The following is a 26,044-nucleotide window of genomic DNA, read 5'->3' on the forward strand; positions in this document are numbered from 1 at the left end:
AAGCAAGTTTTCGAAAGAAAACTTGACGGTTAACGAGGCAGCCTTACTGCGGCTGCCGAAGTTATACCACCTTCCCTTAATTTTTTGCCGATACCACCGCATCGGCTTTGCGTACCATATCTCCCTGCCACTGAACCAGATATTCTTCCACTGCCTGATCATAGCCTTTGATGTCCGCCATAATGCGGAATACCGGTTCGGTACCGGAACCGCGCATCCAGATAAAGGCAATCGGCGTATGGCTTGCATTATAGAACTGCACCTTGAGACCGCCCTTTGCGGAAACCGCAAAATCCCTGAGGTTTTCTGAGCAAACCGTTCCATTATACGCAAATACTTTACAGGCTACTATACCGAACCGGTCTTTCAGCAGCTGTTTTTTATCCGCCCATTCCTGCATAAAAATCTTCTGATATGCCGATTTCAATGCGGTATGGTCGGTAGTATGGATGTGCATCAGCGCCCGTGCTTCCTGCGTCGGGGTAGTCCAATAGCGGGGAAGTGTTGCGATAATATCCGCAAAAGTAAAGTCTTTCCGGTACTTTGCCGTTTGCCCCGACCGCTCGCACCAGATACGGAACGGGCAGGAGCGGTCAGGGGTATCTTTTATGAGCAAGAGCTTGCTGATTGCAAAGAGCGTATTCAGCGGGTCACGCACGGCGGCGGGGTACGTGATATTCCCCCCGTTGGAGCCTTCGCCGAGTATGCGTACTTTGTAACCGTACCGGCGCGCATCTTCCGCTCGGTTCACTACATTGGCTTCGCCTACCTCCGCATAAAACACTTCCGCTTCCAAGGCTTTTGCGATTTCGTTAATGCGGAGCGATGTCGGCCCGTTGACGGTAACCGCGAGAGGCGCGCTGATGTTACCGCTGTAGTGCAGATAACTCAGTTCCGCGATGACCGACAGGGCAAAGACTTCCTGCGCTTCAAGGATCAGCGCTTTTTGCTGTACCTCATCCCAGTAAATGATATTGCCGCGGTCTCCGTCGCAGTCGGGCATATAGCCGAACAACGTATTCTCCGCCTGTGCGGGATTGCTCCGGTGCAGTTCTTCGATCTTTGCAGCACAAGTTGCGAGGTTCCCCCCTTCGGGAATAATGCCGTGGACAATGGTCCCGGCTTTTTCCGCGATGCCGGTAAGCTGCATATCTAATTGTTCAAAGAATATCCTGTCTACCGAGGCGGCGCGGGCGCTGCCGTTAAAGTCCGCAACCAGCGTGAACGGTTTACCCGCTTCGGCCAGCGCGGCGCATTGCTGTTTAAGGCTGGCAAAAAAACGTGCTTGTTCCGTCGTGTCTTGTGAATCGGCAATAACTTCCCGTAAAAAGTTTTTGTAGGCCGTAAGCGCCGCTTGCTTGTGCGCCGCCTCCGATTCAAACACCGTGCGCAGTTGTGCCGGATCGGCATCTTTACGCAAGAGGTTTACGGCATCCGGGTGCGCAGCCTTGCACTTCTGTGTAAAGAGGGCTATCAGCCGCGCTGATTGGTTCCCGTCCAGTACGCCGCCGCTATCCAGCCCGAACTTAAAGCCGTTATGCCCGATGGGGTTGTGGCTTGCAGAAATATACATAAAAGCCGCCCCGATAGTGCGTGCATAAGCCATAATTTCCGGCGCTGCGGTTATTCCGGCGGATTGCACCGTAATGGCTGTTGAACCTGCTGCGGCGGAAGCTGCAAGCGCCGTTACCGCCTCTTTTAACAGCGCGGCTCCGGTGGGGCGGCTGTCGCGCGCTACGATTACCGTGCGGATTGCCGGGAATTCCGCGTGTAAGAACTCCGCAAAAGATTGCGCGGCAAGAAAGACGATATCGCAGTCAGCGGCGGAAATCTCCGGAGTTCCGTCGTTTTCGTTTCCGGATTGTGCAAAAACTTTCCGCCAACCCGACGCCGATAGGATCATCTTTTCAAAAGCCTGCTGTAATTCAGGGTATGCCGTATTCATATATTCTCCATCCCAAAATCGATTAATTTAAAAATCTAACCGGCTTTTTAGAGATACTCAGCCTTTTAAAAACGCCTTGTATGCTCGGTATGCCATCAAAAGATCCGCTTTACTGATCAATTCGATGGGGGCGTGCATCGACAATACCGGTACGCCGCAGTCCACGACTTCCGTTCCGTACTTGGCAAGGATGTAGGCTATCGTGCCTCCTCCACCGGCGTCGGTCATACCAAGTTCCGCCGTCTGCCAGACAACATTGTTGGTATCGAATAAATGCCTGATCTTTTGGAGATATTCGGCGTTTGCATCATTTGAGCCGCCCTTGCCGCCGGAGCCGGTGTATTTGTTGATGCAGATACCGTTGCCGATAAACGCCGAATTGAGCTTTTCAAATACGGACGTAAACGCGGGGTCATAACCGGCGGACACATCGGCAGACAGCATACAGGAATTGGCAAATGCGCGGCGCACGCCTAAATCGCAGGGAGCTTTTTGCAGGGCGGCAATCTCCGCGACCATGTTTTCAAAGTAGAGCGCTGTCATGCCGGTATTACCGACCGAACCGATCTCTTCTTTATCGGCAAAGAGGGCGACAGCGGTCTTTGCAGGAATCCCCGAAACTTCGAGCATCGCTTTCAGTGTGGTATATGTGCATACGCGGTCATCATGGCCGTGCCCTGCAATCATCGAGTTATCAAGCCCGACATTCCGCGCTTTTCCTGCGGGGACAATTTCAAGCTCCGCAACGCGGAAATCTTCTTCGGTAATGCCGTATTTTTGATTCAAGATTTTTAAGATATTTTCTTTAACCGGAGATGCCTTATCTCCTTTTTTATCCTCTTTAGATTTGTCTTTTTTCTTATCATCCGATTCATCCGGCGTTGCCGGTTTCATATTACCGACCAGTACGTTAAGCTGCTCGGCGGTAATGCCTTCCGCTAAAGTTTCCTGCAGCTGCTTTTTTGAAAGGTGGATGAGCAGGTCATTGATAAAGAGCACCGGATCGTTTTCATCTTCACCGATACATATTTCAACCTTCTTGCCCTCTTTTGTAAAGATGACCCCGTGAATAGCGAGCGGAATTGCAGTCCACTGATACTTTTTAATACCGCCGTAATAATGGGTCTTTAAAAACACGAGGTTTGAATCTTCATAGAGCGGCATCTGCTTGACATCAAGGCGCGGGCTGTCGATATGAGCGCCGACAATATTCATCCCTTGCATGATATCCTCGCCAAGCACCATCATCACAACGGACTTATCCTTATTGTTGAGATATACCTTTGTCCCCGCCGGCGCCGCACCGCTCTTTATAACCTCTTCAAGCGGTTTAAAACCGGCTTCTTTTGCCTGCCGTATGATATGAGCGGCGCATTCGCGTTCGGTCTTTCCGGTGTTTAAAAACGAGATGTAGTGTTGAGAAAGCGTTTGCATTTCAGCAAGTTCGTTTTCGGTAAGATTTTCCCATGCCGTTTTTGCTTTATACGTGAGTTCCATAGTGTACCTTCTTATTGAATTTTCATCAGATGGAGCAGTATATACTATTGAAGAAGATTGTAGAAGAGGAGCCGCCGGTTTCAGAATATTAAAAAAAACTGGACAACTGTCAGAAAGTCAGTTACACTATAAAGAGAAAGATGGGCATCTCTAAAAAAACGGTCAGCTTTTAGAGATGCCCGGATACTTTTAAGAAGGAGTTAATTGTGAGTACAAAAAAATTAGGTCTCTTGCCGCGTCTCATTATTGCAATCGTTGCCGGTATTTTACTCGGTACCCTGACGCGCTCCACCCATTTGCCGTTGCCTGTTCAGATTTTGGCAACCTTTAACGGAATATTCGGAAACTTCCTGAGCTTCATTATTCCGCTCATCATCCTCGGATTCGTTATTCCGGGTATTGCGGATTTGGGCGCCGATGCAGGGAAGCTGCTTGCCATCACTGCCGGTATCGCCTACGGTTCAACGCTACTTGCCGGTACGTTAGCCTTTCTAACCGACACGATGTTCTTCCCGCTCTTTTTAAGTTCCCATGCGGATATTTTCTCTCATGCGAACCCCGAAGATGCACTTCTACCCGGCTTATTCGGTATCGATATGCCTCCGCTGATGGGTGTTATGACCGCTTTAATACTGAGCTTTGTTCTCGGTATCGGTATTGCGGTAACCCGTTCGGAAACATTAAAAAATGTCGCCCGCGAATTTCAGAGCATCGTTACAAAAGTTATCGAAGTTGTCATTATTCCGCTTTTACCTATCCATATTTTGGGTGTATTTACCAACATGACCCATGCAGGACAAGTCGGGCTCATTCTCAAGGTATTTATCAAAGTATTTGCGATCGTTATTGCGCTGCACATCATAATGATACTCATCCAGTATATAATTGCCTGTACCATTGCAAAACGAAATCCCTTTACATCGATTAAAACAATGCTGCCGGCGTATGTTACCGCATTGGGAACGCAATCTTCTGCGGCGACCATACCGGTTACCCTTGCTTCTGCGAAGAAAATCGGTATTCAAGAAAAAATTGCGGACTTTGTTATTCCGCTCTGCGCGACCATTCACCTTGCAGGAAGTACCATCACCCTTACCAGTTGTGCAATGGCTATCTTGATTCTTCACGGACAAACAGCAAGCGCCGGCGTTATGCTTCCGTTTATCGCGATCTTGGGTGTTGCAATGGTTGCCGCACCCGGTATTCCCGGCGGCGCAGTTATGGCAGCGCTCGGCTTTGTGCAGTCAATTCTCGGCTTTAACGACACGATGTGTTCATTGATTATCGCACTTTATATTGCACAGGACAGCTTCGGAACCGCATGTAACGTAACCGGAGACGGTGCAATCGCTATTCTGGTTGACGCCATCTCGAAGGATAAAAAGAAGGAGTAACGATAGGTCTTTCATTCGATAGGAGAAAATATGAAAAAGACAAAAATTGTCTGTACTATCGGTCCCGCTTCCGACTCGGAAGAAATACTGCGCGAATTATTTAAGGCAGGGCTCAACGTATGCCGCCTTAATTTTTCGCACGGTACGCATGAAGAGCACCAGATCCGTATCGACCGTATCAAAAAGATTAGACAGGAACTTAACTTGCCGATTGCAATTATGCTGGACACCAAAGGACCGGAAATACGGCTAAAAAATTTCGGCTGCAATTCCGTACAGCTGAGTAAGGGGCAGGAGTTTACACTCACCACACGCGATATTGTCGGCGATGAAAAAATATGTAGCGTAACCTATAAGAACCTTGCACAGGAAGTACAGCCTAAAAATCGGATTCTTATAGATGACGGCTTAATCGAACTGCGTGTCGAGCGGATTGCGGATGGTACCGATATTATCTGTACCGTCCTCAGCGACGGCCCCGTATCGAATCACAAAGGCATCAATATTCCCGGAGTAAAAATCAATCTCCCATTCCTGAGCGAACAGGATATTTCCGATTTAAAATTCGGTGCTCAAAACGAGGTCGATTTTGTGGCGACCTCGTTTACCCGCGGCCCGGCGGATATTTTAAGTATCCGCAAGGTCTTGGAGGAAGAGAACGGGAACAACATCCATATTATTGCGAAAATCGAAAACCAAGAGGGCGTCGATGCCATCGACAAAATCCTTGAAGTTGCCGACGGTATTATGGTTGCCCGCGGCGATTTAGGTATCGAAATTCCGCCGGAAGAAATTCCGCTCGTGCAAAAGATGATTATCCGTAAAACACTGCGAGCAAGCAAACCGGCAATCACGGCAACCCAAATGCTCGAATCGATGACGCATAATCCGCGTCCGACGCGGGCGGAGGTTACCGATGTTGCAAACGCTATCTTTGACGGAACGAGCGCCATTATGCTTTCCGGAGAAACAGCTGCGGGAAAATATCCGGTGGAAACCGTCAAGATGATGCACCGCATCGCCGTTACAACCGAAAACTCGTTGAACTACGACAAGATTATGGGGGCGGTTGCACGGGAGCATTCTTTGACCATTACGAATGCCATCGCGCACGCGACCTGTTCTATGGCGTTGGAAATGAATGCACAGGTTATCGTTACTGCAACGTCTTCGGGGGAAACGCCGCGGGCGCTTTCAAAATACAAACCCAAGGCGCCGATTGTTGCAGTAACCCCCTTTGAAGCAACTGCACGCCGGTTATCGCTTAACTGGGGTGTCTACCCGATTGTAACATCCTATTTTAAATCAACCGACGAGATGTTCGAACAGTGTATCAACGTTGCAAAAGAACAAGGGTTTGTACAAGAGGGAGAACTTGCCGTGCTGACAGCGGGCGTTCCAATCGGACTTGCCGGTTCGACAAACTTGTTGAAGGTTGAAACCGTCGGAAAGATATTGCTGAAAGGCAAGGGCACCGGAGTTCACTCGGTTGTAACCGGACGAGTAAAGGTCATCCGTACCGAACAAGACTTGCTGACCGACTTTGCAGACGGAGATATTATCGTAACCCAAGCGACCAACGATTTAATGAATTCCTTTATCGAACGGGCAGGAGCCGTCATTACCGAAAACGGAAATTTAAGCGGACATGCCGCCCTGATGGGGATGAACTTATCGAAGCCTACCATCGTTGGAGCCTCAGAAGCAACGACTGTATTAAAAACAGGCGATATTATCACGCTGAACGGAAAAACAGGTGTCGTGATAAAAGGAACTGCCGCTATTTATTAAACCAACCCTACAGTTTTTTCACACACACGAGGGCAACCGCTCAAAATACTTTTAATGCGGTTGCCCTGTGTTCTAAATGCTGCCAAAGCAGTTAAGCCGTTTCCCAGTTTTTTACATATCCTTCCAGCTCATCAAGCATTGCAAGAATGACGGTTTTATTTTTTTCAGAATAATTTTCAGCTTCTTTCTCCAGCTTTTTAAAAAATGGAAGCAATGAAGTCAACTTTGCTATGGGAACCTTGGTCGGATGGTACTTTATCAATACGCTTCCGGTAACGGGATTATGCTCAATATCTTTGACGATTGATGAAAGCGCCGGAGCTTTCAGAATGGATAATGCCCGTTCGGTGATTGCGGTGTCTTTAAAGACAGGCGCCCGCAGCCGTATGCGGCCGGGGAAAAAGCCGGTAATCATCGCGCCTCCTTTAACAGCTTTTGCATGGATTCGATACTGACGGCAATGGTCAGCGAATTATGCAGCGTCGCCGCGAGTGCGGGCGGGATAAGACCGAACATACCGGCAAACAAGAGCAGTGAATTGCCGCCGATAATCAACTTGTTGTTTTTATCTATCCGTGACAGCGTTTTTTGACCGAGCCTCCGCACCGTAATTAAACCGGAAAGTCCATCGTCGGCCAGTACAATATCGGCGGTGTCGCCTGCAATGGAAGAACAGTTATCCATTGCAATGCCAACATCCGCGGCGGAAAGTGCAGGCGCGTCGTTGATTCCGTCACCGATCATAATCACCTTGTGTCCAGCATCTCGAGCTTCCTGAACATACCGCACCTTATCTTCCGGCAGCGTTTGCGCATGATATTCCGTAATACCGGCCTGCGACGCAACCTTTGCCGCCGCTTGTTCGGCATCTCCGGTAATCATAACGCAATTACGCACACCCAAGCGTTTTAGCTCGGAAACGGTTTCCGCTGAGCCTTCCCGAGCGGGATCTCCAATAGTCAAAATACCGGCAAGCTGTCCATCAACCGCCAAGTAGAGTAACGAATAACCGGACTTTTCGGCAGACTTCTGCACGCGGGCTATTGCTTTGGTGGTCGGAACCTTTTCATCTTCAAAAATAAAATGAGCGCTTCCGATACAGAGCCGTTTGCCCTCTAACGAAGAAGCAATACCGTGTGCGACAATATATTCAACCTTTGCGTGGCGTTCGGGATGTACAAGATTTTGCTCTTGGGCGGCTTGTACAACGGCTCTCCCGAGCGGATGTGGAAAATGCTCTTCAAGGCAGGCGGCAAGCCGCAACACTTCATCCTTTGTAAAAGCGCCAAACGGATGGACTCCAGCTAAGACCGGTTCCGCATAGGTAAGAGTTCCCGTTTTATCGAAAATGACGGTATCGGCAAGCGCCGCCGCTTCCAAATATTTTCCGCCTTTTATCGAAATACCGTGCTCCGCCGCTTCCTTCATTGCGGAAAGAACGGCAATCGGCGCAGCCAGTTTCATCGCGCAGGAATAATCGACCATCAATGTTGAAATAGTCTTGGTGATATCCCGTGTGAATAAGTACGTTAAACCGGTCAGCAAAAAATTGAAGGGGACTACTTTTTCTGCGATACGTTCCGACCGCTTTTGAGCAGCTGCCTTTAAAGATTGCGAGCGATCGATCATCGCGATGATATTATTCACTTTTGTTTCCGACCCGACCGTGCGCACGCGGATATACAGTTCTCCCTCTAAAAGGATGGTACCTGCAAAGACCGTGGTTCCGCTTTTTTTTTCTACCGGCAACGATTCCCCGGTAATGCTCGCTTGGTTTACAAGCCCTTCTCCCCGTTCAACATTCCCGTCTGCGGGAATTTGGCTGCCGGCACGGACAACGATAAGATCGTCTTTTTTAAGTGCGGAAGGAGGGATTGTCCGTTCTTGATCAGCTTCGATAAGATGTACCGGCTCGTTTGAAATCAAAAGCGTTTGTGCCAGATTATTGTACGATTGCCGACGGGTCAGTTCTTCAATTTCTTCCCCCATATCGAGCAATGTTGCGACAAAGCGAGCAGTCTGCGCCTTACCGTCAAGAACGGCAACTGTCAGCGCCGTTGCATCCAGTAAATCCGTGCTAAAGAATTTTCCTGCAAAAATAGACTGTGCCGCTTTCATGATGCGCGGTACAATCCTTTTGTAGAGCAACAGATTGCGTATCGGCATCGGGAGAAGCGATCGTACGGTAACGTCAAAGAGCGTAGATGCTAACACGTCAAATATGCTTTCGGGTGCAGGAATTTTTGCAACGGATGCGAGCAGACTTTCATCAGACAGGTATTTATCGGAGAGTACTCGGAATAAGGCGAGCACCTCAGCTTCTGCAAGCGTTTTTACGTCGTAGTAAACCAAGAAGGAACAAACTTTGGGATTAACTTGAATGTCGATTATGCCGTCTTGTACCGCGATGAGGGTTTGTGCAAGAACGGCTTGCTGCGGCAAAATTTCAGCGGCACTGTAATGCAGTCTTATTCTGCCGGGGAGAGAGTGTTTAACAGTTACGTTCATCGATGAATTGATAAAAAGTTCTTATGCGTTTTGCGATTGGTTATATGCAGCTTCGGCTGCGATATCCTGTGCGTCCTCTTTCACCGCTTCCATAAAGGCAACCGCATCCTGTTTGAGCTGCAAACCCTTTTCCGTAACTGCTACACAGGCCTTGCGGAATGCCGGAGTCCGAACAAGAGCCGCAGCAGCAAATCCTGCTGCAACGCCTACACCGAATGCAACCCATTTATTTGAAAACATATAGTACCTCGCTTATCGTCATACTTAAAATCCGCCGTCAGTTTTACTGATGAGACTTCTTTTGTTTGCACACAATAACAGTTTTTGATAAAAAACGCAATAAGATGCAGTTTGTTCTATCACGGATAGCGGTTGTTCCACGCGGTAGCAATGGTGTAACAGAGCCACATCATTGCAGTCAAAACTATACACGGATGTATAGTTTTGACGAACGCTCTGCTTCCGGGTATGTTGATTAACTGTCTCTAAAATCCCATGGCGCCTTTTCATCAAACGGGTGCTTTTTGCTGAATGTTGCCGATTTGTCAATATGACTAAATACCTTTTCAATGTTCGTTCGTATTCCGCTGTGTCCCGTGCACACGTATTTTATGTGACTGTCTTTTACAATATTTTTAAGTTTGATTAACGAGCGCTTGTTCATATCGGGATACTGCGTGAAAAAATCAAAGAAACTATAGCCGCCGTCATCGTTAACAGCAAGACAGTCCCCGCTGAACAATATAAAATCATCGACAATATAACACATATGTCCTATCGTATGCCCCGGAATGTGAAATGCTTGCACCTTTATAGTGCCTGCCGTTACGATTTCCCTGTCTTCAAGCTTTCTATAGCCTTTATCAAGTTGAACACAATTTTTGATTTTAATGCCGAACTTTTTTATTCTATAAACGGATCTATTCAGATACGCTTCTTCTTGGCTTCCCAAATAAACTTGGGCATTCGGGAATATATTTGTACCCGTTGAATCAATTCCTCCGCAGTGGTCAACGTCGGCATGAGTAATAAAAACATGCCGTATATTATTCGGGTTTATGCCGATCTTATCAAAACGTGCCTGAATGTCCGGAAAATTCAAATGCCCCGAATCAACGGCAATGCTAACGCCGTCTTTTGTATAAAACCAGATGTTGACATCGCTTTCTTTGATACAGCTTATTCCATCCGGCAAAACTCCCGTATGTGCAGGATTGCAATATTTTTTTCCTCTCGACAGATACGGTTTTATTTTATTGTCAAATAAATACATCAGTTTCATATAAGCGCCTCCTATAAAAACTTTTGCAGGAAGCTTGCGCTTCCGAAAAAGTTTTTAGTCGCGCTTTCGCAAACACCGGTTGAGAAAGCGCATAAAATTGACGAGTTTGCAACGCAAACTCGATATAAAAAGCGGCGACGCTATAACAGGCGCCGTTTTTTATCATGCCTCCTTTATGATTTTCAATTTAGTATATCAGGCTTTCAAATACGACGCTTTCAAAAATCTGCTTTATAATGCATTTGAAATGGATATTCCTGTCATCCGCTTACATACCGAAGCAAAGTGCGAGGGGCTGGAAAATCCTGAATCAAGGGATGCTGTCGTTATGCTTTGACCGGAATAAATTAACTTCCATGCATACTCAAGCTGTCTCATTAAAAGATAACCTTTAAGCGAAATGCCCGCTTCTCTTTTAAATAGATGGGTGAGCCAGCTTTCCGAATACTGTTTTTCTTTTGCGATATCGCTGACTTGTTTACCCAAGTGCTTAAAAGTTTTAATTTCAAGAATAAGGTTTTCAATTCGTTTATCCATAATCTTTTTGCCGGAAAAATGAATTCCCATATCCGATAAACAACTTTCAAGCTTTAAGGCGATTCTGTCATTTGTATGCGGTTCGAAAAAATCAGAAGGTACAATATCTTTTTGAAAGGAAACGCCGGTTTGTCCGGTTGGAATTAAGGCTCGTATATCGTCTGCAATCGAAGAGGTCGGATCGACAAGGAAAATATAGTTTATCGTTCCTTCAGGACTTTTATGCAAAACATTGTCTTTTAAAAAAATAACATTGCCGGTATAACTCTCCAAACCCGATAAAAGGGACAGCGGACTGCGACTTAAAAATATGTGCAGCATACTGTGTTTGTGAAAATCCGTATTCCGATACGACGGTTCTACGATTACGTATGAATCTTTGAATATCAGTTTGCTCATTCAATTGTACCGCTGTTAAGAGATGTGCTCTGTGGATAAGCAGTTACATAGGAACGCTCTGCGTCGAGATTGTTGATTCGGCTTTTAAAACTGCGCATCAGCGTCAGTTTGTCGATATTACTGCCGGCCGGCCTTATCTCTTCACGATAACGATACCGATTTTTAATAAAAAACGCAATAAGATGCAGTTTGTTCTATGTAAGAGCGAATCAGAGCGAATACATCTTTTTCGATTAGATTTAATGTGATGCAATGCGTATTCTTGACACGGAATAGCAATATATGATAGTATTTCTTTCGTCAACTTTCCCCGGTTGTGTAATGGTAGCACCGCAGATTCTGGTTCTGCTTGTGGGGGTTCGAATCCTCCCTGGGGAATACTCCGAAAACCTCTAAAAATGATTATTTTTAGAGGTTTTCGCTTAGTAGAGCAACCGATGCTCTGTTTTGGTCCCTTCGTCTATCGGTTAGGACATGAGATTCTCAATCTTAAAAGACGGGTTCGATTCCCGTAGGGACCGGTTCTCTTTTTACCCGTACTGTTCCGTTATATATGCAAACCTCATCATTTTTTCTATAATGATTTTATGAAAAAGTTTACCGGTTTATCTGTCTGCGACGGTTTAGTAGCCTGTCGGCTTGTATGTATTCCTGAAACAATAGAACAGGCAACACCCGTTTATACAATTACCGCACAAAATATTAAAACTGAACAGGAACGACTGCACACCGCCGTACAAACGGCTCAAGATGAGTTACGACAAGCGCTTGCCGAATATCAGGAAGCGGATACCCACACGAAATCTCCCGAACAGGCTATTTTGGAAACCCATCAAACAATGCTCGCCGACGAAGAGTTTATGCACGGCATTTATACGGAAATAGAAACATCGCTGACGAATGCCGAAGCGGTACTCAAACGGAAATTGGATGAAGTTACGTCTATGCTGACTGCTTCGGGAGACAGCTACCTTTGCGAGCGGGCTGTTGATATTCAGGATGCCTACGAACCGGTGTTTTCTTATTTAAATCCGCAGCATAAACAGGCTCCTTCCCGGTTTGTCGGCGTACAGCCTGACTCTCTGCTTGCGGCACGGGTGTTTAAACCATCCGAAGCACTCGAAATAAAAAAACTTGCACCCTGCGGGATTATTATGGAAGAAGGCGGTGCGACCAGCCACATCGCAATTATGGCACGAGCGTGGAATATTCCGACGCTGATTGCCGTTCAAGGACTTATGGATTCGGCAAAAAGCGGAATGTATGCCGTGCTGGATGCTACAAATGGAACGCTGACCTTGGAACCCAATGCAGAAACTATCGCCCAAATAAAATCCGCAAGTAGTGAACAAATTGAGGTAACCGAAGAAGAACGGGACTATACGCAAGTGTATACGCAAGACGGTACTCCCGTTCATTTGAGCGCAAACATTGTGCTTACGGAAGAATCGGCACTGCCGGTTGTACAAAACACTGCCGGAATCGGCCTCTTCCGGTCTGAGTTCTTGTTTTTAGGAACCAAAGATATCCCCGACGAAGAACATCAGTACACGGCATACCGTACCGTTTTGGAACGAATGGGGACAAAGCCGGTGGTAATCCGCACCTTTGATGCCGGCGCCGACAAGATGCTGAAAGAGCAGGAAAATCTTTTAGAACGGAATGCACTTCTCGGTTGGCGAGGAATCCGATATTGCCTAGATCGTCCTGAAATTTTTAAACCGCAGCTGCGGGCGCTGTTGCGGGCAGGCTGTGCCGGCAATCTACATATTCTTCTTCCGATGATATCCTGTAAAAAAGAAATCACCGCAGTACGGAATTTAATCAAAGAGATTGAGCAGGAATGTGAACAGAATCGGATATCGTATAAGAAAGATATTCCGGTGGGCATTATGATCGAAGTACCCTCCGCTGCAATCTCCGCCGACCTCTATGCACCGGCGGTTGACTTTTTCTCTATCGGTACCAACGATCTTATTCAATACACGATGGCGGCGGATCGGGAAAACCAAACCATTGCGCATTTAGCCGACTGTTTTCAGCCCGCAGTGCTGCGGCTTATCCGGCACGTTATTGAGACGGAACAGCTCCTGCACCGCACCGGTGATTCGCGCGGAGGATTCGTGTCTATGTGCGGGGAGATGGCTTCCGATACGGAGGCTGTCCCGCTTCTGCTTGGGATGGGATTGCGGCGGTTCAGCATGGCAGCGCAAAAAATCCCTGAGATTGCACAGCGGATCGAATCTATCCGGATTTCCGATGCAGAGGCTCTCTACGAAGCGGTCAGCCGGTTGGATACCGCTGAAGAAATCCGCCGCGAAACGATGAAGTGCTTCCCGCTGTAGGGGAGCAAGGCGAATAGACAGGCTTGACGTTGCGTTAGGGATTGGAGCGGTAGCCTTTTTGCCGTTGGTTTTATGCAGCTGCAACTTTTGTAGTGAGTACGAAAAAACGTTGCTCCTGTATGCAGTAATGGCAAAAAGCTACAAGCGTAAAGCCCGACCCTTCATTTTTGCCGTGCGAAAATGAAGGGGAACGCCTTGAGCATTATCGGCATAGCGTCTTTATAAACTGCTCAGGTGTTTGTATGATTAAAGCCTTTTCTTTGTAATCTTTGATATTCCGTGTGAGTAACATATCCATGTGATGCCGTACCGCAGTATAATACTGGAGCGCATCTTCAAAGTCGGAGAACGGCGAGTTTAAAGCTAAGTCGATTTCCTGTTCTTCTATAGCAATAATATGCATCAAAAGCCGTAATTTTCTCAAAGCTTCTTTGGCTTTTTCTATTCCTATAGCCTTGCGCAAAATATAGTATACATTTGCAACGACCAAAGGAGTGGTATATAACCTGAGCTGCCGTGTGTCAGCTAATGAAAAAACTTGTGCGGCATATTCATAATGAGGCTCTCTTTTACAGAGAATATCTAAAATAACATCGGAGTCGGCAAAAACTTTTTTAGTCATATTTTTTTTCCAAATAATCGATGTAATTGCTCTTTTCTATATCCGCTTCACTGATAATACCTGTTAATTCTTTTACGAGCGGAGATAATACGATGGTTTGTTGTGTTTCTCCGATAGAGGTTTTAAAAAAATCTTCAACCAGCCGTGAAAGACTTTTGTTGTTGTTTGCCGCATAGCGTTTCATTGAATCGATAACATCTTTGTCCATTTTTAATGTTAATTTTGCTTGCATCTGCATTACCTCTTGTACGTATAGACATAACATGATGAATACGTATTGTCAAGAATTATAGGCGGCGGCTGCCTTTTTGTGCGAAATTTCATAGGTATAAGGTGAGCGTCTACGATGACGCCGCTCACCTTAACCGTCAAGTTTTCTTTCGAAAACTTGCGTATTGATGTGTGCGCTTTTCGCGCACGAATGCAACAGTTTCCAAAATTCATATTTTATTCAACTGTTGCATTTTAAGGAAATAAAATTTCGCACATTTTTTTGGGACAGATGGGTAAATGCATCAGGCAGAGTAGATAAAAAGCGCAGAATCATTGAGGTTGTGAGACCATTTGAATCGCGAAGTGATTCAACTCTGGTTGAACAACCTCAATGATTCTGCGGGGTTACTAAAAAACAGTCTGATGCGTTTGCCATGGGAACATCCTGATGGGTGCTTGAGAGAGCTGCGGTAATTTTCTATAATTGCAATCCAGTAAGTGTGTAAGGAAAGATAATGAGTAAAAATAACAGGATAAATACAGAAAGAGACGATAAAGATGAGGCATTCGGTATAGATACGGCTGTGTATAGCGATACGGATGCGGACATGGAAGCTTCGGGGGCGGAATTCGACTATCGTAAAAAATATGAGAACACACCACTCGTAGTGATAGCAGGACGACCGAATGTCGGAAAGTCTACCCTGTTCAACCGATTTTTGCGGAAGCGCCGCGCCATTACCGACCCGACGCCCGGCGTAACCCGCGACCCCATCGAGGCGCAGGCAATTATCAACGGGAAACCGGTACGGCTGATGGACACGGGCGGTTTTAAGCTGACCCGCAGCGGCGACAAAAAAGAAGACCTGATGGATGAGCTTGTTGTGGAGAAAACGCAGGAAGCGCTCCGCCGTGCCGATAAAATTCTTCTATTATTAGAAGCTTCTGCGCCCACTGCGGAAGACGAAGAGTTTATCCGCTTTCTGCGTCCCTATTGGGATAAGCTCATCACTGCGGTGAATAAAACAGAAGGCGGGCGCGGTGAAGCGGAAGCCTATAACTACCTCAGCTTCGGCTTTCCGACACTCCTGTGTATCAGTGCCGAACACGGAGACAATATTACGCCGCTTGCCGAAGAGATAACCAAGGGCTTGGACTTTTCTCGTGTATGCGAAGCGCCCGCCGATACCGCAATCCGCATCGCACTTATCGGTAAGCCCAACACCGGCAAGTCCACACTCAGCAACTACCTGACTAAAACTTCCGCATCGATTGTGTCGGAAATTGCCGGTACAACGCGCGATGTAGTGGAAGGTGAGTTTTTCTATAAAGACAGACAGTTTATTATTCAGGACACTGCCGGGATCAGGCGCAAGGCAAAGGTAAAAGAGGATATCGAGTATTACTCGGTTGTCCGCGCAATGAAAAGCTTGGAACATGCCGACATTGTCTTTCACCTGATCGATGCGGAAGAAGGACTGACCGAACAGGACAAAAAGATCATCATACAGGCGACCAAGCGGGGGCTGGGCGTCATCTTTGTGCTGAATAAATGGGATTTGGTCAAAGGCGAAAAAAAATTCCGCGATGCGGAGCAGCATATCAAGATTATGTTCGGTAAGATGGAATATGCGCCGATTGTTCCCGTTTCCGCACAGAAAGGAAGCGGCATTCCCGACCTGCTCAACACCGCGCTGGAACTATTCGACCAACTGACAAAAAAGGTAGAAACATCCGCGCTCAACCTCGCGCTCAAGGACTGGCTTGAGGCGGTGCCCCCGCCGCACGGGCAGCGCAATTCGTTTACGCTCAAGTATATGGTGCAAACCTCCGCACGGCCGGTAGAGTTTTTAATCTTTGCCAATAAACCCGACCTTGTCTCCGAATCCTACCTCCGGTACATCAGCAACCGGATTCGGAAAGACCTCGGCTTTAGCGCAATCCCCTTTTTGGTACGGGTAAAGGGCAGTCGGGTAAAATGGGAAGATCGGATAAAACCATGACAGGCTTTTCCATCGGCGAAGTTGAAAAGATAACCGGTATCAAGGCGTATGTTCTCCGCTACTGGGAACAGGCACTGCCCTTTTTGCGTCCGCAAAAGGATGAGCAGGGCAGGCGGCTGTATACCGATCATCACCTCGATTTAATCTTCCGTATGAAGTATCTGATTGAGGTGCGGAAGTTTACGCTTGAAGGTGCAGGCCAGCAGCTGCTCGCTGATCTTTCCGACAAGGGAGGAAGCAGCCGGATTACGGAGCTTTCCGGCATCCGCAGTGAGTTGCTCGATATGTACCGGCTGTTGCAGGGAAATAAAAATGTGTTTAAGCCGACGACTGAAGACTAACAACCGGATTTGAAGCGGCATCTATAGCTTTTTGATTTACTGCCGATACTATGAAAGCTATGGTAGTATCTTTGCCGAAAAAAATCGCCCTACTTCTTTGTGTCGCCGTGTTTTATACAACCGGCGCCTCTGCCTATGATTCCGTCAATCCTGAAAGGAATGCAGCCGTTCCGCCGGGACAAATTGAATGGAAGCCGGTCTTTCCCCGTGCCCTGTTTCTGAATAGACCGGAGATTACTGTGATGGAGACAGGCGGTCTGGCAGGTCCTATTGAGTATCAGGATATTTTAAAAAACAAGGAGCGAGCGGAGCAGGGGTTGCAATCGGTATTGCTCAATAGCGATGTCTTTGCGCTGTACGGGAAACCCAATGCTCGCACGATGGGGATACTCGGTCAATATTCGCTTACAGAGATTGAGCCGATTATGAACGAATTCGTTAAACTCTACGATACCGCAAACGGCAATCGAAAAATTATCCCCGCATTTTATATCATTTACGGCACCTGCTGGCCTGCCGGTGAAATCGGTATACTCTCTACCACTATTGTAGAGCAGTACATTACCTTTGCGGCGGAGCGGGGCTGGTACGTGTTCCTCGACCATCAAATCGGCAAGTACTCTGTAGCCGAGGCAACGAAAAAGCTACTTCCGTTCTTAAAATACCCGAATGTCCATCTCGCACTTGATCCCGAATGGAGAACCACAAAACCGATGAAGGAAATCGGTTCCGTTACTGCGGAGGAAATCAACGAAGCGCAGCAAATTATACAGAATTATATGATTGAGCACGGTATCGGCGGCAGGCGAATGTTGGTTATCCATCAGTTTAATGCGCGAATGATTAAGCAGCGACAATTAGTAAAAAGCAATTATGAACGGGTGCAACTCATCCATTGTTCCGACGGTTTTGGATCGCCGAAGTTAAAAAAAGAAACGTATGCGTATAATGCAGCAGCAAAAAATATTCCGCTCAAATCTTTCAAGCTTTTTTTGAAGCCGATGGTTGAGGGCGCCGGGTATGATATTCCAATTATGAAACCGGAAGAAGTATTTTCGCTTAAACCGCGCCCATATTTGATTATGTATCAATAAATTGATTGGAGATAAAAAAAGAAAGTTTCACCGTATATCCGCAACCTGATGGCTGCGGATAAAGAGCGTTGGAGATGGGGGGAATTGAACCCCCGTCCTAAAAAGAGACACAGGAGCGTCTACAGGTTTATCGGCGCGAGGTGATTGTCGGGATCCGGTGTCAGCGCCGAAAGCGTCGAATCCGTATTGCGGGAAGTGTCCTTTCTACCGTCCGCATCCGGTAAAAAGCAAGCTCCGAGTAGCGTCGGAACTCTACCTCGCTCGGAAGCAACACTCGGTAGGTTCCGCGATTACGCAGCTAATGCGTAGTCGGAACTGTCATTGTTGGCAGTTATAAAGTTTGCCGCTTTTTAGGAGCACGGCTCTCCACCTGCAACTCAAGCCTCTGCTTCCTAGTCGAAACCGGAACATCCCCGGGCTTAATCTAATTGAATATACGGATTTACGCTTCTCCTGTCAAGTCGATTGATTGACATATTAGATATTCGTTTGTATATTAAGAGCATGAACACATCAACTGACAACATTTCATTGCAGCAAGCAAATGAAAAAATCACTCAGCGGTTTATCACCGCCGTATACGGATGGATGGTTGCAGCTTTAGCAATCAGTGGAATTGCAGCTTTTGCGGTATTCAATAGCGAAACACTTCTCTATTTTATCTTTGGAAGCCGCTTTACCTTCATGGGATTGATCCTCGCAGAATTTGCACTTGTCATTATTTTGTCAGCAGGTATCAGAAAGATGAGTTTTCCGGTTGCAGCGGCTTCTTTTGTTATCTACTCAATTGTTAACGGACTGACCCTCTCGTCGGTACTCTTTGTATATACCAGTACTTCTATTGTCCGTATCTTCGTAATAACAGCATTGATGTTCGGCGCAATGAGTGTTTACGGTGCCACGACAAAAAACAATCTGCAATCGGCGGGTAAGTACCTGATGATGGCTGTTATCGGACTGATAATTGCGTCGCTTGTTAATCTATTTATGCGTTCTTCATCGCTTGATTGGCTGATTTCTTTTGTAACGGTCGGTGTATTTACCGGATTAACCGCTTATGATACTCAAAAGATTACAGAAGCAGCTCGCTATGCACAGGATAATGAAAACTTTAAGAAAGTTGCGATTATCGGCGCATTAGAACTGTATCTTGACTTTGTAAATATCTTCTTATCTCTTCTCCGCTTATTCGGCAAAAGAAGATAACTTTTATTTAAAAGTACAGAATTATAAACATCACTCATTATGGAAAGAAAACGAATTTTAACAGGTGACCGCCCTACAGGGAACCTTCATCTGGGGCATTATGTCGGCTCGATTAGGAATCGTGTACGGCTTCAAGAAGAATTTGAATGCTTTTTTATTATTGCGGACTTGCATACACTAACGACAAAGCCCGAAAAACACTATATCGATGAGCTTGCCGATAATGTACGGCAAATGGCACTGGATTATTTAGCTTGCGGAATCGATCCTGAAAAATCGGTTATTTATCTGCAATCGGCGGTACCGGAAGTTTGCGAGCTGAACCTCTTTTTTGCCGATCTTGTTACCGTACCGCGGTTGCAGCGTATTCCTTCTATAAAAGATATGGCAAAGGCAGCGCATCTTTCCGAATTACCGCTTGGACTCCTCGGCTATCCTGTGCTGCAAGCTGCCGATATCTTGCTCCCCCGTGCGAATCTGGTACCGGTCGGCAAGGACAACGAAAGCCATGTTGAATTGACGCGGGAAATCGCAAAGCGGTTTAACTATATGTACGGTGATGTATTTCCGTTGCCGGAGGTTATGGTAAGCGACTGCGGCTCGCTTGTTGGGACGGACGGGCAGGCTAAGATGTCGAAGAGCCTCGGCAATGCGATATTCCTCTGCGATGATGAAAAAACGGTGGTAAAAAAGGTACGCAGTATGTACACCGATCCCAACCGAACCAGTGCCGATATTCCGGGTACTGTGGAAGGGAATCCGGTGTTCATCTACCATGATGCCTTTAATCCAAACAAAGCAGAAATTGAAGATTTAAAAGAACGCTACCGGAAGGGAAAGGTCGGCGATGTCGAAGTAAAGGATAAACTCGCAGCCGCCATCAATACTTTCCTTGAACCTATTAGAGAACGGCGTGCGATGTATGCATCCAAGCGAGGCTTCATCGACGAGATTATTTACAACGGTACGATGAAGATGCGAGCGGAAGCCGCACAAACCCTTAAAATCGTAAAAAAAGCAATGGGTGTTTCCGGCGTCTGGAATAAAATTTCCCGAAAAGCGGAAGAAGTACAGAAAAAAGCGAGTGGCTAAAGTTCTGTTTTAAACTCTCCGTATGAATAAAAAAGCCGGTGTATGGATAACCATATACCGGCTTTTTTTTGCCCTGCGGCTTACACCCATTGGAGCGTATTGTCGCAAGCTTTATACAAGGTTTCTTTTATAAGCCCCAGAAGGTTTTCAGCATCGGCGCAATAACCAATGAGACCATCGACATCAGCTTTATCAAAATATTGATCGAGGGACCGGCGGTATCTTTGAAGGGATCTCCGACCGTATCACCGACAACAGCAGCCTTGTGCGCTTCCGAACCTTTCCCTGCGCCACTGCCCGATTCAATCATTTTCTTTGCGTTATCCCATGCACCGCCCGAATTTGCCATAAAGATAGCGAGTACAACGCCGGAGCCGGTAACGCCGGTTAATAACCCGATAAGCATCGCCGGACCGCCGACGAAGCCGACTAAAATCGGTGTGATAATGGCGACAAGACCGGGGATAACCATTTCACGGATAGCTGCCTGTGTGCTGATGTCTACGCAACGCTTATAGTCCGGCTTTTCGGTGTTGTTCAAAATGCCGGGCTTGTTTTTAAACTGACTGCGTACTTCTTCAATCATCTTGTACGCGGCTTTACCGACTGCGGACATCGCCATAGCGGAGAACAGGAACGGCACCGCAACGCCCAGCAGAATACCGGTCAAAACGGGGATATTCGTAATATCGACGATATCGACACCGGTATGCTCTTTAAACGAGGTGAAAAGGATGATAGCGGTTAATGCTGCGGAACCGATAGCAAACCCCTTTCCGATTGCAGCAGTGGTGTTTCCGACGGCGTCGAGGCTGTCGGTAATTTCACGCACTTCGCCGGGGAATTCCGCCATTTGAGCAAGACCGCCTGCGTTATCAGCGATGGGGCCGTAAGCATCAACGGCAAGCTGGATGCCGAGCGTAACCAACATACCGACTGCGGCGATACCGACACCGTAGAGGCCTGCCAAGCTAAAGCTGCCCCAGATTGCCGCTCCGATCAATACGATAGTCGGGAAAGCGCTCCGCATACCGACGCCGAGACCGGTAATAATCGTTGTTGCAGCGCCTGTTTCACACGAATTCATAATCGAAACAACCGGCTTTTTGCCCGTACCGGTATAGTACTCGGTTAAAAGCCCGATAAGAACGCCGGAGGCAAGACCGGTAATCGTTGCGCCAAAGATATGGTACATACCGGCATTCCCGTTAAATGTTTCCTCGCCAATGAAGAACTTCAATACGATAAATAAGAATACGGTCGCCAAAATTGCCGCGCCGAAAGTACCGGCGTTCAAGGCTTTTTGAGGGTCGCTTCCCGGCTTTGCACGTACAAATATCGTTCCGATTAAAGATGCAACAATACCTAAAACCGCAATCAACAGCGGCAATACCATGAGTTTTAATTTTAGGTCATCGGAGGCGGCAACGGTTAAACCGAGAATCATAGCTCCAATCAACGAACCAACAAAGGATTCAAAGAGGTCGGCGCCCATACCTGCAACGTCGCCGACATTATCGCCGACGTTGTCTGCAATAGTGGCAGGGTTGCGGGGGTCGTCTTCGGGGATATTTTTTTCTACCTTGCCAACCAAGTCTGCGCCGACGTCTGCCGCTTTGGTAAAGATACCGCCGCCGACACGGGAGAAAAGCGCAACCGAAGATGCACCAAGCGAAAAGGCGGTGCCGAGCGGCAGCGTGATATTATAAAAGACTTCGATTGACGTTCCATACGACAGGGACGAGACCAGCATTACAATAAAAAATCCGAACAATGCAAGACCGACAACGCTCATACCCATAACGCTGCCGCCGGAGAATGCAACCTTTAACGCAGGGGTAAGACCGCCGTTTTTTGCCGCCTGCGCGGTGCGCGCATTTGCTGCGGTTGCAACCTTCATGCCGATAAATCCTGCCAGCAGGGACACTGCTGCACCCAATACAAAAGTAAGCGCTTCTATCTTTAAAGCACCTTTATTTCCGGCAGCCAAAAACAAAGCAACCGCTGCAATAAAAGGCACCAACGCCTTGTATTCACGGTTCAAAAAAGCCATTGCTCCTTCCGAGATATAACCGCTGATACGCCGCAAGTCATCGTTCTCTACCGGCTGCCGGTTAATCCAGCGCGTTTTTGCAAAGGCATACAGCAACGCTGCAATGCTTCCCGCAAGAACAAGCGCCAATACGGAATACACAAGATTAGTCATCATACTATTACTCCTCTCAATACTTTTTCCTCTTGTATAAAGTTTTTATAGAAGATTCTATTGGGCATCTCTAAAAACTCGGTTAGATTTTTAGAGATGCCCGACGAGTTTTAATTTAAGTCTTTATATCATAATGACTTAAATTAAAACATCGCAACTTAAATCTAAGGAAAACCTCCCAAAACTGAAGTTTTTAGAGGTTCTCTATTGCAATTTATAACCACTGTTGCAGTGGTATGTCCAAAGTGTTTTTTATTGGACTAATTCTATATTTTAATACATGAAATATGTTTTTTCAAGCCCGATTTTGTAGCCATTTTGCGTTTCGTGCTCTATATAAGAGCCGGAGGTTAAACCATGAAACTCAAACGATTGTTGTTTCCATTCTTTGCCTGTATTGCCGCGGGGGTTTTCTTTCTACAATGCACACGGTGCACTCCGCTCACGGATACGCAGTTTAAGGAGCCTATTACGCTTGTTACGTATAACACGCAGACATTCTTTGACGCCGTAGAAGATGGTACCGAGTTTAAAGAATACAAAGGGAGCAAATCCCGATGGACCGATCAAAAGTATCGGGCACGTCTCGAACGGCTTAAAGGTACCATGTTCGCGGCAGGAGAAAAGCTGACCGGAAAAAAAGACCGGCTGCCCGATATTGCGGTCTTGCAAGAGGTTGAAAATAGCCGCGTGATTGAAGACTTTTGTAAACAACTGCCGAGCGGGGAAAATTATCCTTATGCAGTGTGTCCGCCGCGTTCGGAGAAAGGCGCCTTTACTACCGTAATCTTGAGTAAGTATCCCATTGAACAATACTTTGTACACCGGCTTTATACCGAGCAAAAGAACTCACTTCGTCCTCTGACGGAAGCGGTATTGAATACGGGAAGCAAAGATAAACCGCAGTTATTAACCGTATTTGCAGCACATTGGAAGTCAAAAACCGGCAGTTCCGACAGTGCGGCTGTCCGCGCTCAACAAGAAGCTCAGCTGATAAAGAAAATTCAAGAACATAGAGAAAAAAATCCGCACATTCCCTTTGTTGTATGCGGAGATTTTAATCAGACCCTTGAAGAATTTAATCAGCTGAATGATTTTCCGGTATGTTGGGATATAGAGGGTTATAGAGCCGAGTGTGAAGAAGGTACGCAGCCGGACGGCAGCTATTACTTTAAGAATTCGTGGGAGAAAATCGATCATATTTTCTACGAGAGCAGCGCGGACGGTTATGAGGATTTAGAAACAGCCTCGGATGCCGGAACGGCTTATATCGAACCGCTGCTGTTTTTCGTACTGTATGAACCGCCGCTTATTGAGGATGGTAAGCCGGTCAGGTACAATGTACTGACCGGCGAAGGATATTCCGACCATTTACCGCTCGGCTTTCGTTTTGAAATACGCGACTAGAAAAGAGAAATAAGCTTGCGGATTGTCCGGGTATCGGTTATTCCCCGATTGTCCGCAAGCAATTCATCCCGCGGTATTTGTATTGATAAAAGCTATCGGCAAGGGCTTTACGGTTCCGGTTTTAACCGGTATGCTATATAACGATTGGCAAGGGGGATGCTTCTATGCGCACTAAACAACCTATAGAAGAAATACGGCATTTTATCTATACCCAAACCCTCATAAAAAAATCCCGGCTTGTGGCTATTATCATGCTACCCGTTACGACTGCCGTCATTGTATTGCAGTATATTTCCGTCCTTCCGTCAGATAGGTTGATCAGATTATCCAATATTTTATGTGCGGTTATTCTCGGTTATATCGTAATCAAACCCCGCTTCATCATCCTGTATACGTTTCCGTGTTTGATTGCAGGATTGGTCAATATTTATCATGGCGGCAATTTGCTCGGACTTTCTTTATATCTGGCGGGATTACTCATTCTATTAAAAACGAATTTCTTTAAAACATATATTTGGTATAAAGTTAGTGTGTTGAGCGGCGGCTTTGCAGCCGTTTTAATTACCCAGTGGTTTCGGCATGGACGCACCGCTTTTATGCTTTCTTTGCTGCATATCGGGCTTGGGCTCGGTGTAGCAGGCGGTCTTTTTATCCTGTTTGCAGATGATTTAAAACACTATTATACACGAAAAACTCCCATCCGCGTATCTTCACTCCGGTTAACCGAGCGGCAACACCAATGCCTCTGCTTAGCGGCGGAGGGTATTACCTTCAAACAAATCGGCGAAAGACTTTGTATTTCGGAATCGGTTATAAAAAAAGAAATGACCGAAATTTACAAAGAGTTGAACGTTGCGAATTACCACGCTTTCCTCATTTTTATGCAGCAGCATGAACTGATTAAATAAGGTCATGAAGACAAACACGTCAGACCGTTTTTTAAACAACCCCGAAAAAAGAGAACCGAAAGTTCTTTTTTGAGAACTTCGGTTCTTTATGGAATCTCAACTTGACGGCAGAGAAAAGCTCCCTTACGCTTGAAGTATAGAGAAACGGAAATACCGGTCAACTTATCGTTTGAACGGCAAGTGTCTTCTAAGAACAAGGATTTGTTCGAAAGGCAGTTTGTAAACTGTATGCACAGATGCAAAGGAGTGATTATGCAAAGAAAAGTATCGTATCTTTTTATTCTGTCAGCTCTGCTTGCAGCAGCGGCTTGCAAAAATTCAGTAGACGGAACATCGCAGCTTTATGAACCGTTTAAAAGTAATCCGGTCACCATTACATGGAACGGTAAAGCGGACAAAGGTGTTGAAAGCTTTGAGGCGGATGTAGAAGTACATACGCTGAATAACCGTACCGATGTTCATGCGCAACTGCGCGACAAGTATCGCCTTGCCGTAAAAACCATTGCAGGACGGACATTTATCCGGCTCGACTTTCCCGCGGATGAACTGCACGGCATCGCTGCCCGCTCTATGCTGAGTAACGACAGCGAGATGATTATTTTTGACCCGCAAACCGAGGTCATTGAACAGCGTATTGCCCTCGATAATCCGAACGATTCAAGCTTTGATTTTTTAAAGGGTGAAACAGCCGTTAGCCGCGTCAATCTTAAGATGATTAGAGCGGAAGCTGCCCGACTTGCGTTCGATGTAGACGAAAATGAAGAAACGGGGTTATTGACGCTTAACCTGCCGCCAAACCTGCTCGGCTCAAATGCCGATGACCGGCTGATTTCTTCACGAGTGAGTTTTGATACGCATACCGATACACTGTATGAAGCGGAAACCGTTCATATCAGAGAAGACGGCACTAAAATAACCACCAACACCATCGTACTGTATGAGGATAAAGACGGGGAACCGGTTAAGGTCGGTTCGGTAACGGAGATTACCTACGATAACCCGAATAAGATTACCGGTATCAGCGAAGACGTTCCGATATACAACAGCGAAGATGATATTCCGAAACTAAGCCAAGCGGAGCATGCCGCCTTGCAGGAACAAGGCACGGTTGTACCGAATGAGCAGCTTATTTTCGGCGATCCGGGAGATTTAAGCTATAAAGAAACGGTTGTCGAAGTATATCAAGATATCGGAATCAATACGGCGCAGGATACGCTGTTTAAACTGCTGCTGCAGTAAATAAAGGAGGCAGAG

Annotated in this window: 21 protein-coding genes, 2 tRNA genes and 1 other RNA gene; 13 read left to right on the forward strand and 11 right to left on the reverse strand. The window is 46.6% G+C overall.

Going from position 1 to position 26,044, the window contains the following annotated elements:
* Positions 1–76: 76 nt before the first annotated feature.
* Both DWB79_RS01445 and DWB79_RS01450 read right to left on the reverse strand, forming a co-directional pair.
* Entirely contained in the window at positions 77–1,945 is a 1,869-nt protein-coding gene (locus DWB79_RS01445) for a hypothetical protein (protein ID WP_016522288.1), read from the reverse strand.
* Between the two features lie 57 nt (positions 1,946–2,002).
* Positions 2,003–3,442 carry an aminopeptidase gene (locus DWB79_RS01450; RefSeq protein WP_016522289.1) on the reverse strand — a complete coding sequence of 480 codons (1,440 nt, stop codon included), beginning with the start codon at positions 3,440–3,442 and terminating at the stop codon, positions 2,003–2,005.
* A gap of 206 nt (positions 3,443–3,648) precedes the next feature.
* Between DWB79_RS01450 and DWB79_RS01455 the strand changes: the two genes are divergently transcribed.
* Positions 3,649–4,836: a dicarboxylate/amino acid:cation symporter gene (locus DWB79_RS01455; protein ID WP_016522290.1), complete on the forward strand. Its 1,188-nt coding sequence runs from the start codon at positions 3,649–3,651 to the stop codon at positions 4,834–4,836.
* A 30-nt stretch (positions 4,837–4,866) separates the two neighbouring features.
* Positions 4,867–6,627: a pyruvate kinase gene (gene pyk, locus DWB79_RS01460; RefSeq protein WP_016522291.1), complete on the forward strand. Its 1,761-nt coding sequence runs from the start codon at positions 4,867–4,869 to the stop codon at positions 6,625–6,627.
* A 91-nt stretch (positions 6,628–6,718) separates the two neighbouring features.
* Here pyk and DWB79_RS01465 read toward each other — a convergent pair whose 3' ends face one another.
* From DWB79_RS01465 to DWB79_RS01485, 5 genes are all read right to left on the reverse strand, one after another.
* Positions 6,719–7,042, reverse strand: a complete 324-nt coding sequence (locus DWB79_RS01465; protein WP_016522292.1) for an HMA2 domain-containing protein — start codon at positions 7,040–7,042, stop codon at positions 6,719–6,721.
* Positions 7,039–9,135: a heavy metal translocating P-type ATPase gene (locus DWB79_RS01470; RefSeq protein WP_016522293.1), complete on the reverse strand. Its 2,097-nt coding sequence runs from the start codon at positions 9,133–9,135 to the stop codon at positions 7,039–7,041. The genes DWB79_RS01465 and DWB79_RS01470 overlap by 4 nt, the downstream gene beginning before the upstream one ends.
* 21 nt (positions 9,136–9,156) lie before the next feature.
* Positions 9,157–9,375 carry a hypothetical protein gene (locus tag DWB79_RS01475; protein WP_016522294.1) on the reverse strand — a complete coding sequence of 73 codons (219 nt, stop codon included), beginning with the start codon at positions 9,373–9,375 and terminating at the stop codon, positions 9,157–9,159.
* A 235-nt stretch (positions 9,376–9,610) separates the two neighbouring features.
* Positions 9,611–10,417 (reverse strand): MBL fold metallo-hydrolase, encoded by an 807-nt coding sequence (locus DWB79_RS01480; RefSeq protein WP_016522295.1) that lies wholly within the window; start codon positions 10,415–10,417, stop codon positions 9,611–9,613.
* A 231-nt stretch (positions 10,418–10,648) separates the two neighbouring features.
* Positions 10,649–11,353 (reverse strand): helix-turn-helix transcriptional regulator, encoded by a 705-nt coding sequence (locus tag DWB79_RS01485; RefSeq protein ID WP_016522296.1) that lies wholly within the window; start codon positions 11,351–11,353, stop codon positions 10,649–10,651.
* A 307-nt stretch (positions 11,354–11,660) separates the two neighbouring features.
* Here DWB79_RS01485 and DWB79_RS01490 point away from each other — a divergent pair.
* From DWB79_RS01490 to ptsP, 3 genes are all read left to right on the forward strand, one after another.
* A tRNA-Gln gene (locus DWB79_RS01490) sits at positions 11,661–11,731 on the forward strand.
* A 71-nt stretch (positions 11,732–11,802) separates the two neighbouring features.
* A tRNA-Glu gene (locus DWB79_RS01495) sits at positions 11,803–11,874 on the forward strand.
* 66 nt (positions 11,875–11,940) lie between these two features.
* Positions 11,941–13,698 carry a phosphoenolpyruvate--protein phosphotransferase gene (ptsP, locus tag DWB79_RS01500; protein ID WP_016522297.1) on the forward strand — a complete coding sequence of 586 codons (1,758 nt, stop codon included), beginning with the start codon at positions 11,941–11,943 and terminating at the stop codon, positions 13,696–13,698.
* Positions 13,699–13,900: 202 nt separating this feature from the next.
* Here the strand turns inward: ptsP and DWB79_RS01505 are convergent, their stop codons facing one another.
* Both DWB79_RS01505 and DWB79_RS01510 read right to left on the reverse strand, forming a co-directional pair.
* Entirely contained in the window at positions 13,901–14,320 is a 420-nt protein-coding gene (locus DWB79_RS01505; RefSeq protein ID WP_016522298.1) for a PIN domain-containing protein, read from the reverse strand.
* A complete protein-coding gene (locus tag DWB79_RS01510) occupies positions 14,313–14,552 on the reverse strand; it encodes a DUF6364 family protein (RefSeq protein WP_016522299.1) in 240 nt (79 codons plus the stop codon). Before DWB79_RS01510 ends, DWB79_RS01505 begins: the two co-directional genes overlap by 8 nt.
* A 589-nt stretch (positions 14,553–15,141) precedes the next feature.
* Between DWB79_RS01510 and der the strand changes: the two genes are divergently transcribed.
* From der to DWB79_RS01525, 3 genes are read left to right on the forward strand one after another with little or no spacing between them, the layout of a single operon-like run.
* On the forward strand, positions 15,142–16,536 hold the full coding sequence (der, locus tag DWB79_RS01515) for a ribosome biogenesis GTPase Der (protein WP_206181067.1): 1,395 nt from the start codon (positions 15,142–15,144) through the stop codon (positions 16,534–16,536).
* A complete protein-coding gene (locus DWB79_RS01520; protein ID WP_245541277.1) occupies positions 16,512–16,877 on the forward strand; it encodes a MerR family transcriptional regulator in 366 nt (121 codons plus the stop codon). Before der ends, DWB79_RS01520 begins: the two co-directional genes overlap by 25 nt.
* 50 nt (positions 16,878–16,927) lie before the next feature.
* Positions 16,928–17,971 carry a hypothetical protein gene (locus tag DWB79_RS01525; RefSeq protein WP_016522302.1) on the forward strand — a complete coding sequence of 348 codons (1,044 nt, stop codon included), beginning with the start codon at positions 16,928–16,930 and terminating at the stop codon, positions 17,969–17,971.
* Positions 17,972–18,037: 66 nt separating this feature from the next.
* On the opposite strand, the gene ssrA is transcribed toward DWB79_RS01525, so the two are convergent.
* Positions 18,038–18,386: a transfer-messenger RNA gene (ssrA, locus tag DWB79_RS01530) on the reverse strand.
* 89 nt (positions 18,387–18,475) lie between these two features.
* On the opposite strand from ssrA, the gene DWB79_RS01535 reads away from it, so the two are divergent.
* Both DWB79_RS01535 and trpS read left to right on the forward strand, forming a co-directional pair.
* The gene (locus DWB79_RS01535; protein WP_016522303.1) at positions 18,476–19,177 is read left to right on the forward strand and encodes a Bax inhibitor-1/YccA family protein; all 702 of its coding nucleotides are present in this window, start codon (positions 18,476–18,478) and stop codon (positions 19,175–19,177) included.
* Positions 19,178–19,216: 39 nt separating this feature from the next.
* The gene (gene trpS / locus DWB79_RS01540; RefSeq protein ID WP_016522304.1) at positions 19,217–20,269 is read left to right on the forward strand and encodes a tryptophan--tRNA ligase; all 1,053 of its coding nucleotides are present in this window, start codon (positions 19,217–19,219) and stop codon (positions 20,267–20,269) included.
* 127 nt (positions 20,270–20,396) lie between these two features.
* Here the strand turns inward: trpS and DWB79_RS01545 are convergent, their stop codons facing one another.
* On the reverse strand, positions 20,397–22,478 hold the full coding sequence (locus DWB79_RS01545; protein ID WP_016522305.1) for a sodium-translocating pyrophosphatase: 2,082 nt from the start codon (positions 22,476–22,478) through the stop codon (positions 20,397–20,399).
* Positions 22,479–22,832: 354 nt separating this feature from the next.
* On the opposite strand from DWB79_RS01545, the gene DWB79_RS01550 reads away from it, so the two are divergent.
* From DWB79_RS01550 to DWB79_RS01560, 3 genes are all read left to right on the forward strand, one after another.
* A complete protein-coding gene (locus tag DWB79_RS01550; protein WP_016522306.1) occupies positions 22,833–23,882 on the forward strand; it encodes an endonuclease/exonuclease/phosphatase family protein in 1,050 nt (349 codons plus the stop codon).
* A gap of 164 nt (positions 23,883–24,046) precedes the next feature.
* On the forward strand, positions 24,047–24,790 hold the full coding sequence (locus DWB79_RS01555) for a helix-turn-helix transcriptional regulator (RefSeq protein WP_016522307.1): 744 nt from the start codon (positions 24,047–24,049) through the stop codon (positions 24,788–24,790).
* Positions 24,791–25,042: 252 nt separating this feature from the next.
* The gene (locus DWB79_RS01560; protein WP_016522308.1) at positions 25,043–26,029 is read left to right on the forward strand and encodes a hypothetical protein; all 987 of its coding nucleotides are present in this window, start codon (positions 25,043–25,045) and stop codon (positions 26,027–26,029) included.
* Positions 26,030–26,044 lie beyond the last annotated feature (15 nt).

The sequence above is a fragment of the Treponema medium genome (assembly GCF_017161265.1).
Classification (GTDB): domain Bacteria; phylum Spirochaetota; class Spirochaetia; order Treponematales; family Treponemataceae; genus Treponema; species Treponema medium.

Excerpts from the sequence above, each read along its gene's own strand:
- pyk (WP_016522291.1), top strand. The coding sequence starts at position 4,867 with ATGAAAAAGACAAAAATTGTCTGTACTATCGGTCCCGCTTCCGACTCG.
- ptsP (WP_016522297.1), top strand. The coding sequence starts at position 11,941 with ATGAAAAAGTTTACCGGTTTATCTGTCTGCGACGGTTTAGTAGCCTGT.
- DWB79_RS01505 (WP_016522298.1), bottom strand. The coding sequence starts at position 14,320 with ATGACTAAAAAAGTTTTTGCCGACTCCGATGTTATTTTAGATATTCTC.
- DWB79_RS01545 (WP_016522305.1), bottom strand. The coding sequence starts at position 22,478 with ATGATGACTAATCTTGTGTATTCCGTATTGGCGCTTGTTCTTGCGGGA.
- DWB79_RS01445 (WP_016522288.1), bottom strand. The coding sequence starts at position 1,945 with ATGAATACGGCATACCCTGAATTACAGCAGGCTTTTGAAAAGATGATC.
- DWB79_RS01520 (WP_245541277.1), top strand. The coding sequence starts at position 16,512 with ATGGGAAGATCGGATAAAACCATGACAGGCTTTTCCATCGGCGAAGTT.
- DWB79_RS01555 (WP_016522307.1), top strand. The coding sequence starts at position 24,047 with ATGCGCACTAAACAACCTATAGAAGAAATACGGCATTTTATCTATACC.
- DWB79_RS01475 (WP_016522294.1), bottom strand. The coding sequence starts at position 9,375 with ATGTTTTCAAATAAATGGGTTGCATTCGGTGTAGGCGTTGCAGCAGGA.
- trpS (WP_016522304.1), top strand. The coding sequence starts at position 19,217 with ATGGAAAGAAAACGAATTTTAACAGGTGACCGCCCTACAGGGAACCTT.
- DWB79_RS01480 (WP_016522295.1), bottom strand. The coding sequence starts at position 10,417 with ATGAAACTGATGTATTTATTTGACAATAAAATAAAACCGTATCTGTCG.
- DWB79_RS01485 (WP_016522296.1), bottom strand. The coding sequence starts at position 11,353 with ATGAGCAAACTGATATTCAAAGATTCATACGTAATCGTAGAACCGTCG.
- DWB79_RS01525 (WP_016522302.1), top strand. The coding sequence starts at position 16,928 with ATGAAAGCTATGGTAGTATCTTTGCCGAAAAAAATCGCCCTACTTCTT.
- DWB79_RS01550 (WP_016522306.1), top strand. The coding sequence starts at position 22,833 with ATGAAACTCAAACGATTGTTGTTTCCATTCTTTGCCTGTATTGCCGCG.
- DWB79_RS01535 (WP_016522303.1), top strand. The coding sequence starts at position 18,476 with ATGAACACATCAACTGACAACATTTCATTGCAGCAAGCAAATGAAAAA.
- DWB79_RS01470 (WP_016522293.1), bottom strand. The coding sequence starts at position 9,135 with ATGAACGTAACTGTTAAACACTCTCTCCCCGGCAGAATAAGACTGCAT.
- DWB79_RS01465 (WP_016522292.1), bottom strand. The coding sequence starts at position 7,042 with ATGATTACCGGCTTTTTCCCCGGCCGCATACGGCTGCGGGCGCCTGTC.
- DWB79_RS01450 (WP_016522289.1), bottom strand. The coding sequence starts at position 3,442 with ATGGAACTCACGTATAAAGCAAAAACGGCATGGGAAAATCTTACCGAA.
- DWB79_RS01560 (WP_016522308.1), top strand. The coding sequence starts at position 25,043 with ATGCAAAGAAAAGTATCGTATCTTTTTATTCTGTCAGCTCTGCTTGCA.
- DWB79_RS01510 (WP_016522299.1), bottom strand. The coding sequence starts at position 14,552 with ATGCAAGCAAAATTAACATTAAAAATGGACAAAGATGTTATCGATTCA.
- der (WP_206181067.1), top strand. The coding sequence starts at position 15,142 with ATGGAAGCTTCGGGGGCGGAATTCGACTATCGTAAAAAATATGAGAAC.